The sequence below is a fragment of the Roseburia sp. 499 genome (genome assembly GCF_001940225.2).
In the GTDB taxonomy this organism is placed as follows: domain Bacteria; phylum Bacillota; class Clostridia; order Lachnospirales; family Lachnospiraceae; genus Petralouisia.
Genome location: NZ_CP135164.1, coordinates 1,635,507 through 1,652,471, shown reverse-complemented (window position 1 = coordinate 1,652,471; position 16,965 = coordinate 1,635,507). Strand labels below are relative to the sequence as shown.

Annotated in this window: 13 protein-coding genes, 1 other RNA gene and 1 other annotated feature; of the genes, 13 read left to right on the top strand and 1 reads right to left on the bottom strand. The window is 36.3% G+C overall.

The genetic code is table 11. The annotated features are described in order from the left end of the window. The first annotated feature begins 7 nt into the window (after positions 1-7). Together BIV20_RS08230 and BIV20_RS08225 are read left to right on the top strand one after the other, a co-directional pair. Positions 8-682: a response regulator transcription factor gene (locus tag BIV20_RS08230; protein WP_075719901.1), complete on the top strand. Its 675-nt coding sequence runs from the start codon at positions 8-10 to the stop codon at positions 680-682. Continuing rightward, entirely contained in the window at positions 672-2,195 is a 1,524-nt protein-coding gene (locus tag BIV20_RS08225) for a sensor histidine kinase (RefSeq protein ID WP_242939804.1), read from the top strand. Before BIV20_RS08230 ends, BIV20_RS08225 begins: the two co-directional genes overlap by 11 nt. 72 nt (positions 2,196-2,267) lie before the next feature. Here BIV20_RS08225 and BIV20_RS08220 read toward each other — a convergent pair whose 3' ends face one another. Further along, positions 2,268-3,632 (bottom strand): citrate/2-methylcitrate synthase, encoded by a 1,365-nt coding sequence (locus BIV20_RS08220; RefSeq protein ID WP_075719899.1) that lies wholly within the window; start codon positions 3,630-3,632, stop codon positions 2,268-2,270. A 249-nt stretch (positions 3,633-3,881) separates the two neighbouring features. On the opposite strand from BIV20_RS08220, the gene BIV20_RS08215 reads away from it, so the two are divergent. The 11 genes from BIV20_RS08215 to pheS all read left to right on the top strand — a co-directional run bounded on the left by BIV20_RS08215 (position 3,882) and on the right by pheS (position 16,957). Continuing rightward, positions 3,882-4,289 carry a cytidine deaminase gene (locus tag BIV20_RS08215; RefSeq protein WP_075719897.1) on the top strand — a complete coding sequence of 136 codons (408 nt, stop codon included), beginning with the start codon at positions 3,882-3,884 and terminating at the stop codon, positions 4,287-4,289. Positions 4,290-4,434: 145 nt separating this feature from the next. Then, positions 4,435-5,757 carry a transposase family protein gene (locus tag BIV20_RS08210; RefSeq protein ID WP_075719895.1) on the top strand — a complete coding sequence of 441 codons (1,323 nt, stop codon included), beginning with the start codon at positions 4,435-4,437 and terminating at the stop codon, positions 5,755-5,757. A 337-nt stretch (positions 5,758-6,094) separates the two neighbouring features. Further along, on the top strand, positions 6,095-7,699 hold the full coding sequence (gene pckA / locus BIV20_RS08205; RefSeq protein ID WP_075719893.1) for a phosphoenolpyruvate carboxykinase (ATP): 1,605 nt from the start codon (positions 6,095-6,097) through the stop codon (positions 7,697-7,699). A gap of 116 nt (positions 7,700-7,815) precedes the next feature. Further along, positions 7,816-7,995, top strand: a non-coding RNA gene (gene ssrS, locus BIV20_RS08200) — 6S RNA. 174 nt (positions 7,996-8,169) lie between these two features. Beyond that, positions 8,170-10,404, top strand: coding sequence for a SpoIID/LytB domain-containing protein (locus tag BIV20_RS08195; protein WP_075719891.1), 2,235 nt, complete (start codon positions 8,170-8,172; stop codon positions 10,402-10,404). A gap of 28 nt (positions 10,405-10,432) precedes the next feature. After that, positions 10,433-11,254 (top strand): YihY/virulence factor BrkB family protein, encoded by an 822-nt coding sequence (locus BIV20_RS08190; protein ID WP_075719889.1) that lies wholly within the window; start codon positions 10,433-10,435, stop codon positions 11,252-11,254. A gap of 227 nt (positions 11,255-11,481) precedes the next feature. After that, a complete protein-coding gene (locus BIV20_RS08185) occupies positions 11,482-12,786 on the top strand; it encodes an IS110 family transposase (protein WP_075719887.1) in 1,305 nt (434 codons plus the stop codon). Positions 12,787-13,069: 283 nt separating this feature from the next. Further along, positions 13,070-13,360, top strand: a complete 291-nt coding sequence (locus BIV20_RS08180) for a hypothetical protein (RefSeq protein WP_075719885.1) — start codon at positions 13,070-13,072, stop codon at positions 13,358-13,360. Next, positions 13,350-13,847 carry a hypothetical protein gene (locus BIV20_RS08175; protein ID WP_143524520.1) on the top strand — a complete coding sequence of 166 codons (498 nt, stop codon included), beginning with the start codon at positions 13,350-13,352 and terminating at the stop codon, positions 13,845-13,847. Before BIV20_RS08180 ends, BIV20_RS08175 begins: the two co-directional genes overlap by 11 nt. A gap of 42 nt (positions 13,848-13,889) precedes the next feature. After that, a complete protein-coding gene (locus BIV20_RS08170) occupies positions 13,890-15,536 on the top strand; it encodes an ATP-binding cassette domain-containing protein (protein WP_075719881.1) in 1,647 nt (548 codons plus the stop codon). Between the two features lie 85 nt (positions 15,537-15,621). Beyond that, positions 15,622-15,856: a binding site (T-box leader), on the top strand. A gap of 81 nt (positions 15,857-15,937) precedes the next feature. Next, on the top strand, positions 15,938-16,957 hold the full coding sequence (gene pheS / locus BIV20_RS08165; RefSeq protein ID WP_075719879.1) for a phenylalanine--tRNA ligase subunit alpha: 1,020 nt from the start codon (positions 15,938-15,940) through the stop codon (positions 16,955-16,957). Positions 16,958-16,965 lie beyond the last annotated feature (8 nt).

Below are 16,965 nucleotides of genomic sequence, written 5' to 3'. Positions count from 1 at the left end.
AAGTGCTGTGAAAAGAATATTAGTTGTAGATGATGAAGAAAAGATTCGTACAATTATTCGAAAATATGGGGAATTTGAAGGATACGAGATTACTGAAGCGAGGGATGGAATGGAAGCGGTCCGAATTTGTCAGCGCCAGGATTTTGATGTGATTATTTTGGATGTGATGATGCCGGAATTGGATGGTTTTTCTACTTGCCGTGAGATTAAGAAGGAAAAAGATATACCTGTTATTATGCTCTCTGCGAGAGGAGAAGAATATGACCGAATTCATGGATTTGAAATTGGAATAGATGATTATGTGGTGAAGCCATTTTCTCCGAAGGAATTGATGATGCGGGTGAAAGTGGTTATTAGTCGCAATCAGAGCAAGGAAGAAAAGGCAGAGCGTGACGTCTTCCGCAAAGAAGGATTAGAAGTAGATTTCACAGGAAGAACGGTTACTGTAGATGGAAAAAGAGTAGAGATGTCACCGAAGGAATATGAATTGTTATTTTATCTGGTAAAAAATCGTAATATTGCTTTGGAGCGGGAAAAACTTATTACAGAGGTATGGGGGTATGATTATTATGGAGATGACCGTACCTTAGATACGCATGTGAAACTTTTGCGCAGCAGTCTTGGAGAATATCGCAAGTTTCTGGTGACGCTAAGAGGGGTGGGATATCGATTTGAGGCTTAGAGAGGGAAAAATCAGAGAGAAAATTAGTATAAAATGGAAGGTTTTTTTATATTTACTTAGTTTTACCATAATTCTTCTTGCCATTTTATGGATATTTCAAATTTGTTATCTGGATACATTTTACAAGCTTATTAAAAATAGAGAGGCAGAAAATGCATTAGAACAGGTGGTAAATATTTTAGAATCAGAGGATACAGATGCGGAAAATCAAATTGACAGCCTTGCTGCGGAAGGAAATCTATCAATTTTAGTAACGGACACAAATGGAGAAGTGATACACAGCGCAGAGTATATTATGAACTCTCAAATGAGTGCTATTCCAAAAGAAGAATTTGAACGATACTACAATCAGGCAAAAGAGCAGGGAGGAAAGGCTAAAATTGAATTTGAGGGTAGTCAAAATATTACTATGCCACGACTGGAAGAACAGCCGCCGGAAGTAGAGGAAGGTACTAAAACTCCATTTCAGCCCAAAGCAGGATTTTTTCAAAATCATGGACAGAAGATGGCGCAGTCAGCTATTTATGTAGAAATTATTGAGAATGGTACAGAGGATATCGTGGTTATGGTAAATTCTCAGTTGACACCGGTAGATGCAACAGTGGATACCCTGCGAATACAGTTTATTTGGATTTCCGTTATTCTGATATTACTGTCTTTATTGATAGCGTTTTTGTTGTCAAGGAAAATTTCAAGTTCGATTATCAGGGTAAATCATTCTGCCAGAGAACTGGCAAAAGGAGACTATTCTGTAGAGTTTTCAGGAAAGGATTATCGTGAAATTGCAGAACTGTCAGAAACATTGAATTTTGCAGCGAGAGAACTGGAGAAGACAGAAGGATTTCGCAAGGAGCTTTTAGCCAATGTTTCCCATGACTTGCGTACGCCATTAACCATGATTATTGCCTATGCAGAAGTAATGCGGGATTTGCCGGGAGAAAATACACCGGAAAATATACAGGTAGTGATTGATGAATCACGCCGATTGACGAATCTGGTAAATGATATGCTTGATATATCTAAGCTTCAGGCGGGAGTGCTGGAAAAAGATACTTCTATATATAATCTGACAGAAAGTATCCAATCGGTTTTTGAACGGTATAATAAGCTAAAAGAGCAGGATGGATACATTATTGAATTCCAGTATGACAAGGAAGTGATGGTAGAAGCTGATGAATTTAAAATTTTTCAGGTCCTCTACAATCTGGTGAATAATGCGATTAACTATACAGGAGTAGATAAGCGGGTTCTGGTGCGGCAGATTATAAAAGGTGATGTGGTACGAATTGAAGTGACCGATACAGGGGAAGGAATTGCAGAGGAAGACCTTTCTTATGTATGGGATCGATATTATAAGGTGGATAAGACGCATAAAAGGGCAGTGATGGGAACTGGTCTGGGACTATCTATTGTAAAGAATATTCTGATACTTCACGAAGCGGCTTATGGGGTAGAAAGTAAGTTGGGGGAGGGCAGCACGTTCTGGTTTGAATTGCCTATTTATAAGAATTAAACATTTGTGAGGATAGAAAAAGAGAAATGCAATTAATACTGCATTTCTCTTTTTCTATTTCAATATTTTTGATTATCGCTGGTCCATAGGAATATATTCTAAATGTTCCTGAACATTTTTGTATGCCGGACGCATAATCTTTCCGTTGTAGTTTAATTCTTCCAGACGGTGTGCGCTCCAACCGGAGATTCTTGCAATAGCAAAAATCGGAGTATACAACTCTAATGGTAAATCCAGCATGCTGTAAGCGAAACCGGAGAAGAAATCTACATTTGGACTTACACCTTTATAAATCTTGCGTTCTCTTGCAATAATTTGAGGAGCAAGACGTTCTACAGTAGAATAGAGAGCAAATTCATCTTCGCGTCCCTTTTCTTTGGAAAGACGTTCCACAAAGGTACGGAACAGTTCTGCACGTGGGTCAGACAGAGAATATACAGCATGGCCCATACCATATATTAAACCGGCGTGGTCAAATGCTTCTTTATTTAAAAGAGCAGTAAGGTAGGCGCCGATTTCCTCTTCATCTTTCCAATCATGAATGTGTTGTTTCATATCGTCAAACATCTTTACTACCTTGATATTAGCTCCACCATGGCGTGGCCCTTTTAATGAACCAAGAGAAGCTGCAATAGCAGAGTAAGTATCTGTACCGGAAGAAGAAACAAGGTGGGTAGTAAAGGTAGAGTTATTACCGCCGCCGTGCTCCATATGAAGAATGAGAGCAATATCTAAAAGTTTTGCTTCTAACGGAGTATACTTACTGTCTGGGCGCAGAAGATGAAGAATCGTTTCTGCAGTGGACAGTTTTGAATCCGGTGTATGGATGAAAAGACTTGCTCCATCATGGTAGTGTTTGTAAGCCTGGTATCCATATACAGAAAGTAATGGAAAAAGGCTGATTAATTCCAGACATTGACGTAATACATTTGGAATTGAAATATCGTCAGCCATGTCATCATAAGAATAAAGTGTAAGGACACTACGGGCAAGGGTATTCATCATATCCTGGCTAGGTGCCTTCATGATAATATCCCGCACAAAACTGGTAGGAAGTGTACGGTAATTAGCAAGAACCTGACAGAAAGAAGTTAATTCCTCTGAGGTAGGAAGTTTCCCAAATAAAAGAAGGTATGTACTTTCCTCAAAACCAAAATGGTTGTTGTCAGATAATCCACGGATAATGTCTTTTACGTTATAACCACGGTAATACAGTTCGCCGGGAGCGGGAACTGATTTGCCATCTACCATTTTTGTAGAGCAAACATCGGAAATCTCAGTCAGTCCAACAAGTACGCCCTTTCCATTGATGTCACGTAAGCCACGTTTTACATCATATTCTGTAAAAAGTTCTGGATTTATAGTTGCTGCCTGGCGGCTTAGTTCTGCAAAATGTGCAATTTCAGGTGTAATCTCGCAAAAATAATTCGTGCTCATATAAAACCCCTTTCTGGATATTTTTTTAAGTGCAGTGTTAAAGTGGTACTGTGTAAAACACTGCTGATTGTTCTATCATATCACATGTATTTCTTTTTATACAAGAAAATAAATAAAATTTAATATTTTTTTTAGAATTAAAATACTTAAAAAGTAGTATTTGATTTTAGAGATTTCCGTGGATTTTTCTTTAAAAATGATTTAGACTATAAATAGTTATTTGGAACAGTTAGAAAGGAAAGGATAAAGATGGATATTACGAATTTGATTGAAAAGGCAATAGAGGCAAAGGAAAATGCATATGTTCCATATTCAAATTTTCGGGTAGGCGCAGCATTACTCACAAAAAGTGGAAAAATATATACCGGGTGTAATATTGAAAATGTAAGCTATGGTGCAACAAACTGCGCAGAACGAACTGCGGTATTTAAAGCTGTTTCCGAAGGAGAAAAGGAATTTCAGGCAATTGCTATAAACGGTGATAATGGAGATTATTTGCCGCCATGCGGAATATGTCGTCAAGTACTTTCAGAATTTGCAGATGATTCTTTGAAAGTTATTTTGGCAAACAGTGCAGAGGATTACAAAGTGATTTCATTGGGAGAGTTATTGCCGGGGGCTTTTAGCTCAAAAAATCTGAATTGCGTAACTACATAATATAAAAGGCATGAGCTGTTTGCATTCATGGGAATGGTAACAGCATTGAAAGGTAAAAATAATTCGCACTAAATCATATGAAATTACTGTGGTTTTCTCTGTAATAAGGTAAAATAGAAGAAAAACTTTATCGCAGAGGTGCAAAATGAGCCGAGAGCAGGAAAGAATCAGAAAGAAACTTGAAAACAATCCCATTGCTGAATGTAATAAGATTCAGAACAGATTTTGTCCGGAACTATTTTCGATGTTCGGCAGAGTAAAAGATCCCCGTAATCAGAGTTACATTGATTATTCTTCAAGAGTCATGCTTGGAACTATGTACTATAAAAGTATTGCAGGGATTTCGAGCATGCAGGAAATGACAAGAACCTTTAATGATGAGAAAATCTGCAGAAATTTATACAGATTCATGGGAGAAGAAGTAAAAGATTATATGCCCCATGGTGTGACAGAAAATGAATTTCTGGAAAGATTAGATCCAAGGGAGTTAGAGAATGTTCAGCAGAATATCGTATATTCCATGATTCGTCGAAAGACCTTTGATAATGCCAAGGTGTTAAAGAAATGGCAGATTATTGTAGATGCAACCGAATTGGACGAAGGATACCAAAAGAAGAATGAGCATTATCTGAGCCGGTGTTACAACAGAGGCTCAGATAAAGAGTACATTAAGTATCACAGAAGCATACTTGAGGCAAAAATATACTTTGGAGAAAATCTTGTATGCAGTATTGCATCAGAAACAATAGAAAATTCGGAGAAATATATAAATCAAAGTGATGAAGCAGTAAAACAGGATTGCGAAAGTAAAGCTTTTGTAAGACTTGCTGCCAAAATCAAACAGAAATTCCCGAGGCTGCCAATTATCATTACGGCAGATGGACTGTATGTTACAAAAACAGTTTTACAGATATGTAAAGATTATCATTGGGATTACATTATCCGATATAAAGAAGGCTGCGCTTCATCAATAGCTAAAGAATACCGTGCACTTCCGGAAAAAGAAACAATTGGAACTGATATAGAGTATCAGAATAAAATCATGTTCAATGACTTTGACGTGAATCTAATCTATTATCGGGAAAGGTGGATTGTAAAAGGTGAAGAGAAAGAAAGAGAGTTTGCCTGGATTACAAGCATCGAGATTACGAAAAGTAATGCAAAAAAAATCGTACGTGCCGGACGTAACAGATGGAAAATAGAAAATCAGGGATTTAACCGCCAGAAGCATTGGCAGGGAGATATAGAGCACGCATGTAGTTGGAATGAGCGGGCACAGAAGAATCACTATCTGATGGAACAGATAGCGGATTTTGTGAAGCAGCTATATGAGTATTTCTATCTTGAAAAAAATGGAATAAAAAAGCTGCAAAAAAATATATCTCCTGAATTGTTAGCCAGCTTTGGACGGCAACTAACAGAAACAGAAGATATACCAGTTCAACTGAATAACTCAGTTCAAAACTGAATTAATTGTAGCAAAGAAGGTGATGCCTGCCAAGAGGAAAATGCAAAATTTATTCACAATTTTTTTTGACAGGAATTTGTGTAAGTATGCAATGTGGATAACTTAAGACATTTTCACACGAAATGTCGAAGATAAGCATTTTACGGAAATGGTAGGCTATAAAACAAATTTACCTTTCAATGCTGGAATGGTAATAATTTTGTTGATTTTTTAAAATAAATGATATATACTATCCACAAGAATGTGTTTAAAACCCATTTTTATGTAAACATAGGGGTTTGCAACGGCAGACTTACTTAATATGAAATCAAAAATTAGGAAAAGAGGAAGAATGAAGATGGCAAAGGTTGATTTAAGCAAGTATGGTATTACCGGAACTACAGAAATCGTTTACAACCCTTCTTACGATTTATTGTTTGAAGAAGAGACTAAGCCTGAACTGGAAGGCTATGAGAAAGGACAGGTTAGTGAACTTGGTGCTGTTAATGTAATGACAGGTGTTTATACAGGTCGTTCTCCTAAGGATAAGTTCATAGTTGTTGATGAGAATTCTAAAGACACAGTATGGTGGACATCAGAAGAATACAAGAATGATAACCATCCGGCATCTGAGGAAACATGGAAAGCAGTAAAGGATATTGCAGTAAAGGAACTTTCCAATAAGAAACTTTATGTAGTAGATGCATTCTGTGGAGCAAATAAGGATACTCGTATGGCTATTCGTTTCATCGTTGAAGTTGCTTGGCAGGCACATTTTGTTACAAATATGTTTATTAAGCCAACCGCTGAGGAACTTGAAAACTTTGAGCCTGATTTCGTAGTATATAATGCATCTAAGGCAAAAGTTGAAAATTACAAGGAGTTAGGTCTTAATTCAGAGACAGCAGTTGTATTTAACATCACAAGTCGTGAGCAGGTTATTATTAACACATGGTACGGCGGGGAAATGAAGAAGGGTATGTTCTCTATGATGAACTACTACCTTCCATTAAAAGGTATGGCTTCCATGCATTGTTCCGCTAATACAGACTTAAATGGTGAGAATACAGCTATTTTCTTCGGTCTTTCTGGAACAGGTAAGACAACACTTTCTACTGATCCTAAACGTCTTCTTATCGGTGATGACGAACATGGTTGGGATGATAATGGTGTATTTAACTTTGAAGGTGGATGCTATGCTAAGGTTATTAACCTTGATAAGGATTCAGAACCTGATATTTATAATGCAATCAAGAAGAACGCGCTTCTTGAGAATGTAACATTAGACAAGGATGGAAAGATTGATTTTGCAGATAAGAGCGTAACAGAGAACACTCGTGTTTCTTATCCAATCGATCACATTCAGAATATTGTTCGTCCAATTTCATCCGCACCGGCTGCTAAGAATGTAATATTCCTTTCCGCAGATGCATTTGGAGTACTTCCTCCTGTATCTATTCTTACACCGGAGCAGACACAGTACTATTTCCTTTCCGGATTTACTGCTAAGCTTGCAGGTACAGAACGTGGTATTACAGAACCTACACCTACATTCTCTGCTTGCTTTGGACAAGCTTTCCTTGAGTTACATCCAACAAAGTATGCTGAGGAACTTGTTAAGAAGATGCAGAAGAGCGGAGCTAAGGCTTACCTTGTTAATACAGGATGGAACGGAACAGGAAAGCGTATCTCCATTAAAGATACTCGTGGTATCATTGATGCAATCCTTAATGGTGACATTAAGAATGCTCCAACAAAGAAGATTCCTTACTTTAACTTTGAGGTTCCAACAGAGCTTCCAGGAGTAGATACAAATATTCTTGACCCACGCGATACATACGCTGATGCTTCTGAATGGGAGACAAAGGCTAAAGATTTGGCTGGAAGATTTATTAAAAACTTTGCTAAGTATGAAGGAAATGAAGCTGGTAAAGCATTAGTTTCAGCTGGCCCACAGTTATAATCAGTGAGTTGTAACTCATACGTTAGTCGGTTTTAGCCAAAAATTGACAAGAATTTTACATTGAAATCTGTGGAATAATAGAGTATAATCATTTTAGAAGCAAATAAGTGATGAAATGATTCCTGGGATGTTCGATACCCTGTTATTTTGAACCTACATTTACGTTTATGGGATTCCTACATTGCCAATTGGATGTCAGGCCGTCGTTTGCAGCGGAAGGCAGAAGAGCGGTTGCGGTTACCCACCTAGCATAGGCTAGGCGTCAAAATCACAGGAAACGGCATTTTGGGGCAAATTCAAATGAAATGTATGAATCATAGCTTTTACAAAAGATAACTTGCGCACAAGTTACAAAGGATTTTGTAAAAGTACGAAAGAGGAATACAGAAGATAAAATACAAAAGAAAGAGGCTACTTTTTAGAAAGTAGCCTCTTTATCGTATGGAATAAAATTAGACAGGAACAGATATATGAAAAAAAGAGATGCAAGAAGTATAAAGTGGTATGTAACAGTTGGGGTTGGGATAGTACTACTATTACTGGTGGTATGCTTTGTTAAATTTTTCACAGAACGACAACAAGTAAATACATATAGTGAGGAATATGTGGCAATAAAGGAATTGCCTAGCCAAATGAGTTTTACTTATTATGATGAAGATGAATGGAAAAGGATAATAAAAGAGATTAATAACGGTAGAAATTTAAACGGAAAATTGACCTATGGGAAGTTAGAAAGTCTACTAAAAAAGCTATCATTGGAAACATATGTTACATATGAGAAAAAGGCAGATTTTAAGACCGTATCCAGAAAAAATTGGAACAAGATTTATGAGCAGATATTGGACTTGTTGGATGTTAATCAAACAGTAACGATAGAAAATTTTGTGTTTTTAGATAATCCGAAGGAGAAGCAAATCTTGACCCAAGAGGGATATTATCAGCTGCCAGAAGAAATTACTTATTTTAAGCCATATGATACCTATCAGGTTTATGTGAAAGAGAATGAAATTATTGGTATAAAAAAGGCATCTTCCCAAGAGATTACATGGAAGAATGTATTTGTACATAGTACAGAAAAAGAAAAAGCACAGATATTGTATGAAAATCAACAAATTTTATTAGATATTGCTGGATTGAAGGAAAACATTACAGATACGATATGTGATATTGTATGGAAGGATGGCAAGATAATTGCTGTGTATAAAAAAGAAGAGACCATTCAGGGAAAAGTCTTGAGTTTTAACGAGAATCAGATTGAAATATCAGGATATGGGACCTTGGAGTATGAGGGAGTACTAAGGATTTATAAGACTTATGGAACGGTAGAACAATTAGATGAATCTAAGTTGGTAATAGGGAATCTTCAGGCAGACTTTGTGGTAGCAGAAAAAAAGGTCTGTGGAATTATTTTGAAACAACCGGCACAAATTGAGAATATACGTGTGTTATTGATGAATGATACTTTGCCCTATCGAGAAAATCCGATGTTTGTGTCAGATGCCGAGTGTATAGTTTCTATCGGAGAAAGCCAGCAGACTATACCTGCAGGACAGGTAATTGTGCCGGCATCTATGTTGCCGGAAGGGGGCAACAATTATGTGAAACTTATGCCGATAACAGAAGAGGGAAGAATATATTTTTCGGATGAAACAGGTGAGAGAATTTCACTCGGTTATCGTGGAAGTATAGAGATTCGTAGATATTTAGAAGGTTTTGGTGTGGTAAATCAGGTGTCTTTGGAACAATATTTATATGGTGTGGTTCCCAGTGAAATGCCTGCGACTTATGAAATTGAGGCATTGCGTGCTCAGGCAGTTTGTGCAAGAAGCTATGCGTGTATTCAGCTTATGAAGGGAGATTATGCAAGTTTTGCAGCTAATGTTGACGACAGTACCAATTATCAGGTGTATAATAAAAAGGAAGAAGATGAGAAAACCAATCTTGCGGTAGACGATACCATAGGAGAAGTGATAAAATATAACGGCGAAATTGCAGAAACCTACTATTTTTCTACATCTTGCGGTCATACAGATGATATGGGAATATGGAATCAGCCAGTGGAAGAAAAAGATGGGTATCTTGCGGGGACAACACTTTTAACAGATGGAAGTGAACCGGATTTTTCCTCAGAAGAGGCTTTTGCAACGTTTATTCAGAACAAGGATATTGTGGCTTTTGACAGTGATGCGTCATATTTTCGTTGGAGAGCAGAACTGGATATGGCAGGATGTATAGAAAGTGTAAATCAGGCAGTGATAGAGCGCTCACAGGCAAATCCAGGAAATATGCAATTGATAAAAGCAGACGGTTCCGCAGCAGTAGTTAATGATGTGGCTGGCTTTGGAACTGTAACGGGAATGAAGGTAATAGAACGAAGTAGTGGTGGATGTATGAAAAAATTACAGATTTCTTATGAACAAGGAACGGTACAGGTTATGAGTGAATATAATGTACGGTATATTCTTGGAAAGGCAATGAAGAAACTGACGGATAAAGATGATAAGGAAGTGAATATGGCATTGATGCCGAGTGCTTATTGTACCATAATACCGGTAGAAAGTGGCTATGTGGTATATGGCGGTGGATATGGTCATGGAATGGGAATGAGCCAGAATGGTGCGAATGGAATGGCGAAGATAGGAATGTCATATATAGATATTTTGATGAAATTTTATCAGGGAATTACGATAGAAAATATATATTAGATTACGTCTAATATGGAGGAAAAGAGTTATGTGGAAAGCAATCGCAAAAGCAAGAATATTTTGGAAGAAATGTAAAAAAGATAATGTTAGTGCATTCGCTTCTCAGGCGGCATTTTTCATTGTGATGTCACTTATTCCATTTATTATGCTTTTTATTTCACTCATACAGTATACGCCGGTGACAGAATCCATGGTAATGGAGATGGTGAATAGGGTAATGCCTACCTATATTTCGCCATTTCTCATTTCTATTATTCATGAGATGTATAACCATTCTATTGGAATTGTATCGGTGACGGCGGTGGTTGCTGTTTGGTCTGCAGCAAAGGGAATCCAGTATCTCACCAATGGACTGAATACAGTATATGATATTGAAGAGACCAGAAACTGGTTATTTTTGCGCCTTAGAGCTGTTTTGTATACAGTAATGCTGTTAATTAGTATTGTCGTGTCTCTGGTATTGATGGTATTTGGACATAGTCTGCAGAAGATGTTGTTGAAATATGTGCCTTTTATTTCGGAAATGACGGGAGGAATTATCCGCTTGCGATCCTTGATTTTGTTGGCGGTATTAATTGTATTTTTTGCTGTGATGTTTAAAATGCTTCCAAACCGTAAAGCAACCATTCGAAGTCAGCTTCCGGGAAGTATTATAAGTGCGGTGGGGTGGTCAGTGTTATCCTTTGGAATCTCCATTTATGTAGATTATTTTAATGGATTTTCCATGTATGGAAGTTTGACAACCATTGCGTTAGTAATGCTTTGGCTATATTTTGGCATGTATATTTTGCTGTTGGCGGCAGAGGTCAATAATATTTATGAAGAAAAGTGGGCGGAGAAGAGAATGTAAAAATTAATAATCTATTATAATAACATAGAAAGAAGTAAAAGTTTATGCCAAAACTGGTTAGATAAAAAATCCGGTTTTGGTATAAACCTTTTTTTGAAGTTAGATAAGATTATAAGCAAGAAAAGCATTCCTATAGAACATGAAATTTGAAATAAATAAAATCTCCCCGTATGATGTATATGAGTTTGGCGACTTAATACATCAGAAAACAAAGGAGATTTTATAACATGAGTAAAAGAAACCATTTAAAGGAACGCTTAAACAAAAAACTTGAAGCAGTCACATTTAGAACCTTAATTGTAGGTGTCGATATAGCCAAGCACAATCAGTGGGCAAGATTTGTCGACTGTCGTGGTATCGAACATAACAAGGCTCTTAAATTTGAAAATAATCGTAATGGTTTCAATGCAATCTTAGCAAGGATTTATGAAATCTGCAAGCAGGAAGATTTTAATAAGGTTATTGTTGGAATGGAACCAACAGGACATTACTGGAAAGCATTTGCAAATTTCCTGTTAAAGCAGGCAAAAATCAAAGTTGTTTTGGTAAATCCTTATCATACAAAAAAGGCAAAGGAGCTGGATGATAACAGCCAGACAAAATCAGATAAAAAGGATGCATTTACCATAGCAAGGCTGGTTAAGGACGGACGATATTTTGAGACATATCTTCCACACGATGTCTATGCAGAATTGCGAGGACTGACAACAACCAGATACAGTATGAATAAGAGAAAAAAGTCCATTATCAACACAATTACTGCCGTGTTGGATGAATATTTTCCTGAGTTTGGAACAGTATTCAAACAACCTTTTAAAGGGAAAGCCTCCATGCACCTTTTGAAAGTATGTCCTATTCCTAAGTTTATATTGGAATTAGGGGAAGATGGTGTGCTGGATGAAATTAAGAAGGCAGTCAAAAAGACGGTTGGCAGAAAAAAGGCAGCACAGCTGGTAGAAACTGCGAAAGACAGCATAGGTGTTGATTACGGTGAAAATGCCGCACGCTTTAAAATACAGCAACTGATGGAAGAACTGGAACTAATAACAAGCCAGCTGGAAGCATTAGAAGCGGAGATGGCAGAGGTATTAAAGAAAACGGAAGTATCTGAATACCTGTTGAGCATAACAGGAATGGGAGTAGTTTCGCTTGCAACATGTCTGGGCGAACTGGGAGACCCGTTACGTTTTGAGAATGCAAGACAGATGAGCCGTTTGGCGGGATATAACCTGATAGAGGACAGTTCCGGTAAAAACAAGAGTGGAACATGTATTTCAAAGCGGGGAAGAAAAAATCTGCGAAGCGTATTGTATCAGATTTCACTTACAATGGTGGCAAACAATAAGGAACTGCGTCAGCTTTATGATTACCTGAAAACAAGGGAAAATAATCCACTGAAAAAGATGCAGGCACTGGTAGTTATAAGTAAAAAGGTGCTTACCCTTATATTTACACTATCCAAAAAGAAAGCTTATTATGAACCGGAGCTTGTCTTCGGAAGTTATAGAAAGAGCCAGCTACAAGCGGCTTAACAGATTTATAGTGCCGATACAGGTACAGGGATAAGGAGGTCATCTCCATCAGCCCAATGAGGCAGCAACTAAGCAAAAGTCTACCCTGTACCTTTATCCATAAAACAGAATGAAGGAATGTAAGGACATGGATCCAGTGAGAACTGATAGGGTGAGTGTATGGATAAACAAGGCAAATGATTTATTAACAATGAATTGATACCCATAAAGGTATTGAGATAAATTTCAAAAATATATCGGAGAGATGTATTGACAAATTTCAAATATTGAGATAGATATTCCTATGGGAAATGTGAATGAAGAGAACAACTTGGAGAGTATGATTAATAAGAGTAAAAGAGCAAAAGAATTGCGTGAACGAAATGTAAGAAATATTGAACCATGTAAGAAATGTGAATGGAAAATGTTTTGTGGTGTTTGCCCAAGGGAAGTGTATAGCTGTACAGGGAATGTTTATGATAAAATTCCACAATGTATATTTCAGAATAATGTTTTTGAGGCATTGATATGGGAATTTGGAAAGAATCAAGAAGGAATAATGAAATATTTAATTGGCGAGTATGATGAAAATTAAAATATATAAAAATTATAAAATAGAACAAATATTGTATTCTAAAAAGTTTGGAGTTATGCCATCAGAATTGATAGATTTATTGTCGGAATATAAGGATAAGAGAGAAGAGGTGAAAGTAAAAAACAAAGAAATTATTATTTTGAATAAGAAAATCCAATTATACTGTCAAAGTAAGAATATACCTATTAGTGTGTATATTCTTGAAACAAAAATTATCAGTAATTTTGGGGGAAAGTATTGTGATGGGTTTACATATGTTCAAGATGGATATAATATTGTAATATCAACATATACGGATGTTATGCATGTGCTATGTCATGAAATATGTCATATTATTTTTCATGACATATTTCCAAATGATATTAAGCTATTGCCAGAAGAGATAGAAGAATGTGTGGAATTTATTGAAAAAATAATATTAGAAGACAATATGAAAACAGATGAATTTATTGAAAAATTAGAAAGCCTAATTAGTGAGAAAGGGTAAAGTACGTTATTTTTAAGGAAGATGAGGAGGTTCGTGAAAAAGATGAAAAAAATGAACAATGCGATTATTGACGAGTCATCTGAAAGTACAGAATTCAATACTAGTACATATATAAAAAAAAATGCAGGAAGTTATATTATATATATTTTTTTTAATTTTATTTTTCTTATATTATCGTTAGTAATACCATATTATTTAAGCCTGTGTGTAGATGAAATTTTAAAACAAGAGGGATGGAACACAGTTATTGCTATGCTGGGAAAGTTTTTTGTTCTAGCGGTTGTAGAGTGTGTAGTTTTTCTGTTGATTAGCGAATGGAATATAAAATTATCTAATATAGTGGCATTTCAAATTGAATTTGATACATTGCGTTATATTAAATTTGTAAAATATAAAGCACTTAGAAAATTTGATAACGTATATTTGACACAAAGAATTAATAATGATGCGGTTATGATCGGAGATTATTTAGTGGAAAAAATTCCTGTTTTTGTTAAAAATATAGTGTTGATACTTTTTTTAGTACCAATTATGTTTTATATGTATGTACCAATGGGGATTTTTTTAGTGATTTTCATCGTAGTATTTTATGGTGTTTATTTTGGAACAAAGAATATTTTATATAAACGAAATCATGAGATGCTGGAAGCTCAAAGTAAGTTCTTTTCGATGATTGATAATCAGATTTTCAATATGTTAGTAATAAAGATAAATGCATGGTATAAAGAAAAGGATAAGGAATTCGTAAGTGCAGTGAACAACTTTTTCGAAAAATCAATGAAATATCTTAGGATAGATTTCTCTTTGACAGCGTTCAATGAGTTTCTTTCTAGAATAGCATATGCAGGAAGTATATTAATTTTAGGATGGGCAGTAGCACACGGAAGTGTTTCTGTAGGTATACTTACTACTGTTTTTATGTATATAGAAATGATATTGTCCAAAATAAAAGATTTAACAGAGATTGGAAAGTATAGAGAATCATATAGAGTTGCTGTAAATAGGATGGAAAATATATTTCAACTAGAACAGGAAGAAAATGGAGAGGAGTTATTGACAAAAATTGATACTATTAGCGTAAATCAACTAGCGGTTAGAGATGATAAGAACTTTATTTTTAAAGGAAAAGATGTAGAATTGAAAAAAGGAAATATTTATTTGCTATATGGAGAGAATGGAACAGGAAAATCAACATTCATTGAAACTTTAACAGGAGTATTGGAAGCAGCGGAGGGAAATATTTTATACAATGGAGTAGATATTTCTAAATTAAATATGTACGAAATCAGAAGAAAATTGGTAGCAATTACAGAACAGGAGCCAATGCTACAAGATGGAACTATTAGGGAGAATCTTCTATATGGTTTAAATAGAGAAAAGGAGGAAATAGAAGATGAAACAGGTTTATTAGAATTTGTAAAAAGAAAACCAGAAGGAATGAATACATATGTTAGTAATAGAAATACGAATTTGTCAGGTGGGGAAAAACAAAAAATTGCGGTTTGCAGGTCCATGTTGAAAGGGGCGGATATATTGATTTTGGATGAACCGACTAGCGCAATGGATGATATAAGCGTAAAAAGGATAGTTGAAAAATTAAAAAGTTTTAAGGAGGATCATATTATTATTGTAATTTCTCACGACAGTAGGTTGAAAGATATTGCGGATGATATTATACATTTTAAATAATATATGGAAATAAGGCGAAGAAGAGAATGTAAAAAATACTTGCACTTTTATTTTTACCGTGCTAAAATAATATCCATGCAAATAATGAAAGGCAATGAAGGTGTTCAGTAGAGAGCTACACTGCTTACAGAGAGAGAGGATTATCAGCTGCAAGTCCTCTTAAGAAAAGAAGGCAATCGAATTTCCCACCGGAGCTGCATATCTGAAATGAACGTTATAGCAAGTAAGATATGACGTATGTGCACGTTACGCATTAAGTGAGAGTTTAAGAATTGTTTCTTAAGAAGCAGGGTGGTACCGCGGAATATTTCGTCCCTATGTTAGTCTTTGACTGGCATAGGGATTTTTTGCGCGAATAAGCGTGGAAGGAATACTTAATAAAAATTTAGAGGAGAAAGACAATGAAAGAAAAACTGGAAAAAATCAAAGCAGACGCAGTCCGTGAGATTCAAAATTCCGACGGATTGGAAAAATTAAATGAAGTCAGAGTTGCTTTTCTTGGAAAAAAAGGTGAACTGACTGCTGTATTAAAAGGAATGAAGGATGTTCTTCCGGAAGAGCGTCCAAAGGTAGGTCAATGGGTAAATGAAACACGCGAAAGCATTGAAAAGCTCATTGAAGAGACAAAGAATAAAATGGAAGCAGCAGAGCGTGAGGAACGCTTAAAGAAAGAAGTTATTGACGTTACCTTGCCAGCGAAAAAGAACCGCGTAGGTCATCGTCATCCAAATACCATTGCATTAGAAGAAGTAGAACGTATCTTTATTGGTATGGGATATGAAGTAGTGGAAGGACCGGAAGTAGAATATGATTACTATAATTTTGAAGCATTAAATATTCCGGCAAATCACCCGGCAAAGGATGAGCAGGATACCTTTTATATCAATGATAAAATTGTACTTCGTACACAGACCTCACCGGTACAGGTGCGAGAGATGGAAAAGGGCAAACTGCCAATCCGCATGATTGCACCGGGAAGAGTATTCCGTTCTGACGAAGTAGATGCAACACATTCTCCGTCTTTCCATCAGATTGAAGGATTGGTCATTGATAAAAATGTTACCTTTGCAGATTTAAAGGGAACCTTGCAGGAATTTGCAAAAGAATTATTCGGAGAAGACACGAAGGTGAAGTTCCGTCCACATCACTTCCCGTTCACAGAGCCAAGTGCAGAAGTAGATGTTACCTGCTTTAAATGTGGTGGCAAGGGCTGCCGTTTCTGTAAGGGAGAAGGTTGGATTGAAATCTTAGGTTGTGGTATGGTTCATCCACATGTATTAGAAATGAGCGGTATTGACCCGGAAGAATACTCCGGATTTGCATTCGGTGTAGGTTTGGAACGTATCGCACTGTTAAAATACGAAATTGACGATATGAGATTGTTATATGAGAACGATGACCGTTTCTTGAAACAGTTCTAAGTAGGAGG

What these genes read in the sequence shown, in the direction of transcription:
- BIV20_RS08190 (WP_075719889.1), top strand. Translation starts at nt 10,433, where the DNA reads ATGTGGAAAGCAATCGCAAAAGCAAGAATATTTTGGAAGAAATGTAAA.
- pheS (WP_075719879.1), top strand. Translation starts at nt 15,938, where the DNA reads ATGAAAGAAAAACTGGAAAAAATCAAAGCAGACGCAGTCCGTGAGATT.
- BIV20_RS08220 (WP_075719899.1), bottom strand. Translation starts at nt 3,632, where the DNA reads ATGAGCACGAATTATTTTTGCGAGATTACACCTGAAATTGCACATTTT.
- BIV20_RS08185 (WP_075719887.1), top strand. Translation starts at nt 11,482, where the DNA reads ATGAGTAAAAGAAACCATTTAAAGGAACGCTTAAACAAAAAACTTGAA.
- pckA (WP_075719893.1), top strand. Translation starts at nt 6,095, where the DNA reads ATGGCAAAGGTTGATTTAAGCAAGTATGGTATTACCGGAACTACAGAA.
- BIV20_RS08175 (WP_143524520.1), top strand. Translation starts at nt 13,350, where the DNA reads ATGAAAATTAAAATATATAAAAATTATAAAATAGAACAAATATTGTAT.
- BIV20_RS08180 (WP_075719885.1), top strand. Translation starts at nt 13,070, where the DNA reads ATGGGAAATGTGAATGAAGAGAACAACTTGGAGAGTATGATTAATAAG.
- BIV20_RS08210 (WP_075719895.1), top strand. Translation starts at nt 4,435, where the DNA reads ATGAGCCGAGAGCAGGAAAGAATCAGAAAGAAACTTGAAAACAATCCC.
- BIV20_RS08170 (WP_075719881.1), top strand. Translation starts at nt 13,890, where the DNA reads ATGAAAAAAATGAACAATGCGATTATTGACGAGTCATCTGAAAGTACA.
- BIV20_RS08195 (WP_075719891.1), top strand. Translation starts at nt 8,170, where the DNA reads ATGAAAAAAAGAGATGCAAGAAGTATAAAGTGGTATGTAACAGTTGGG.
- BIV20_RS08215 (WP_075719897.1), top strand. Translation starts at nt 3,882, where the DNA reads ATGGATATTACGAATTTGATTGAAAAGGCAATAGAGGCAAAGGAAAAT.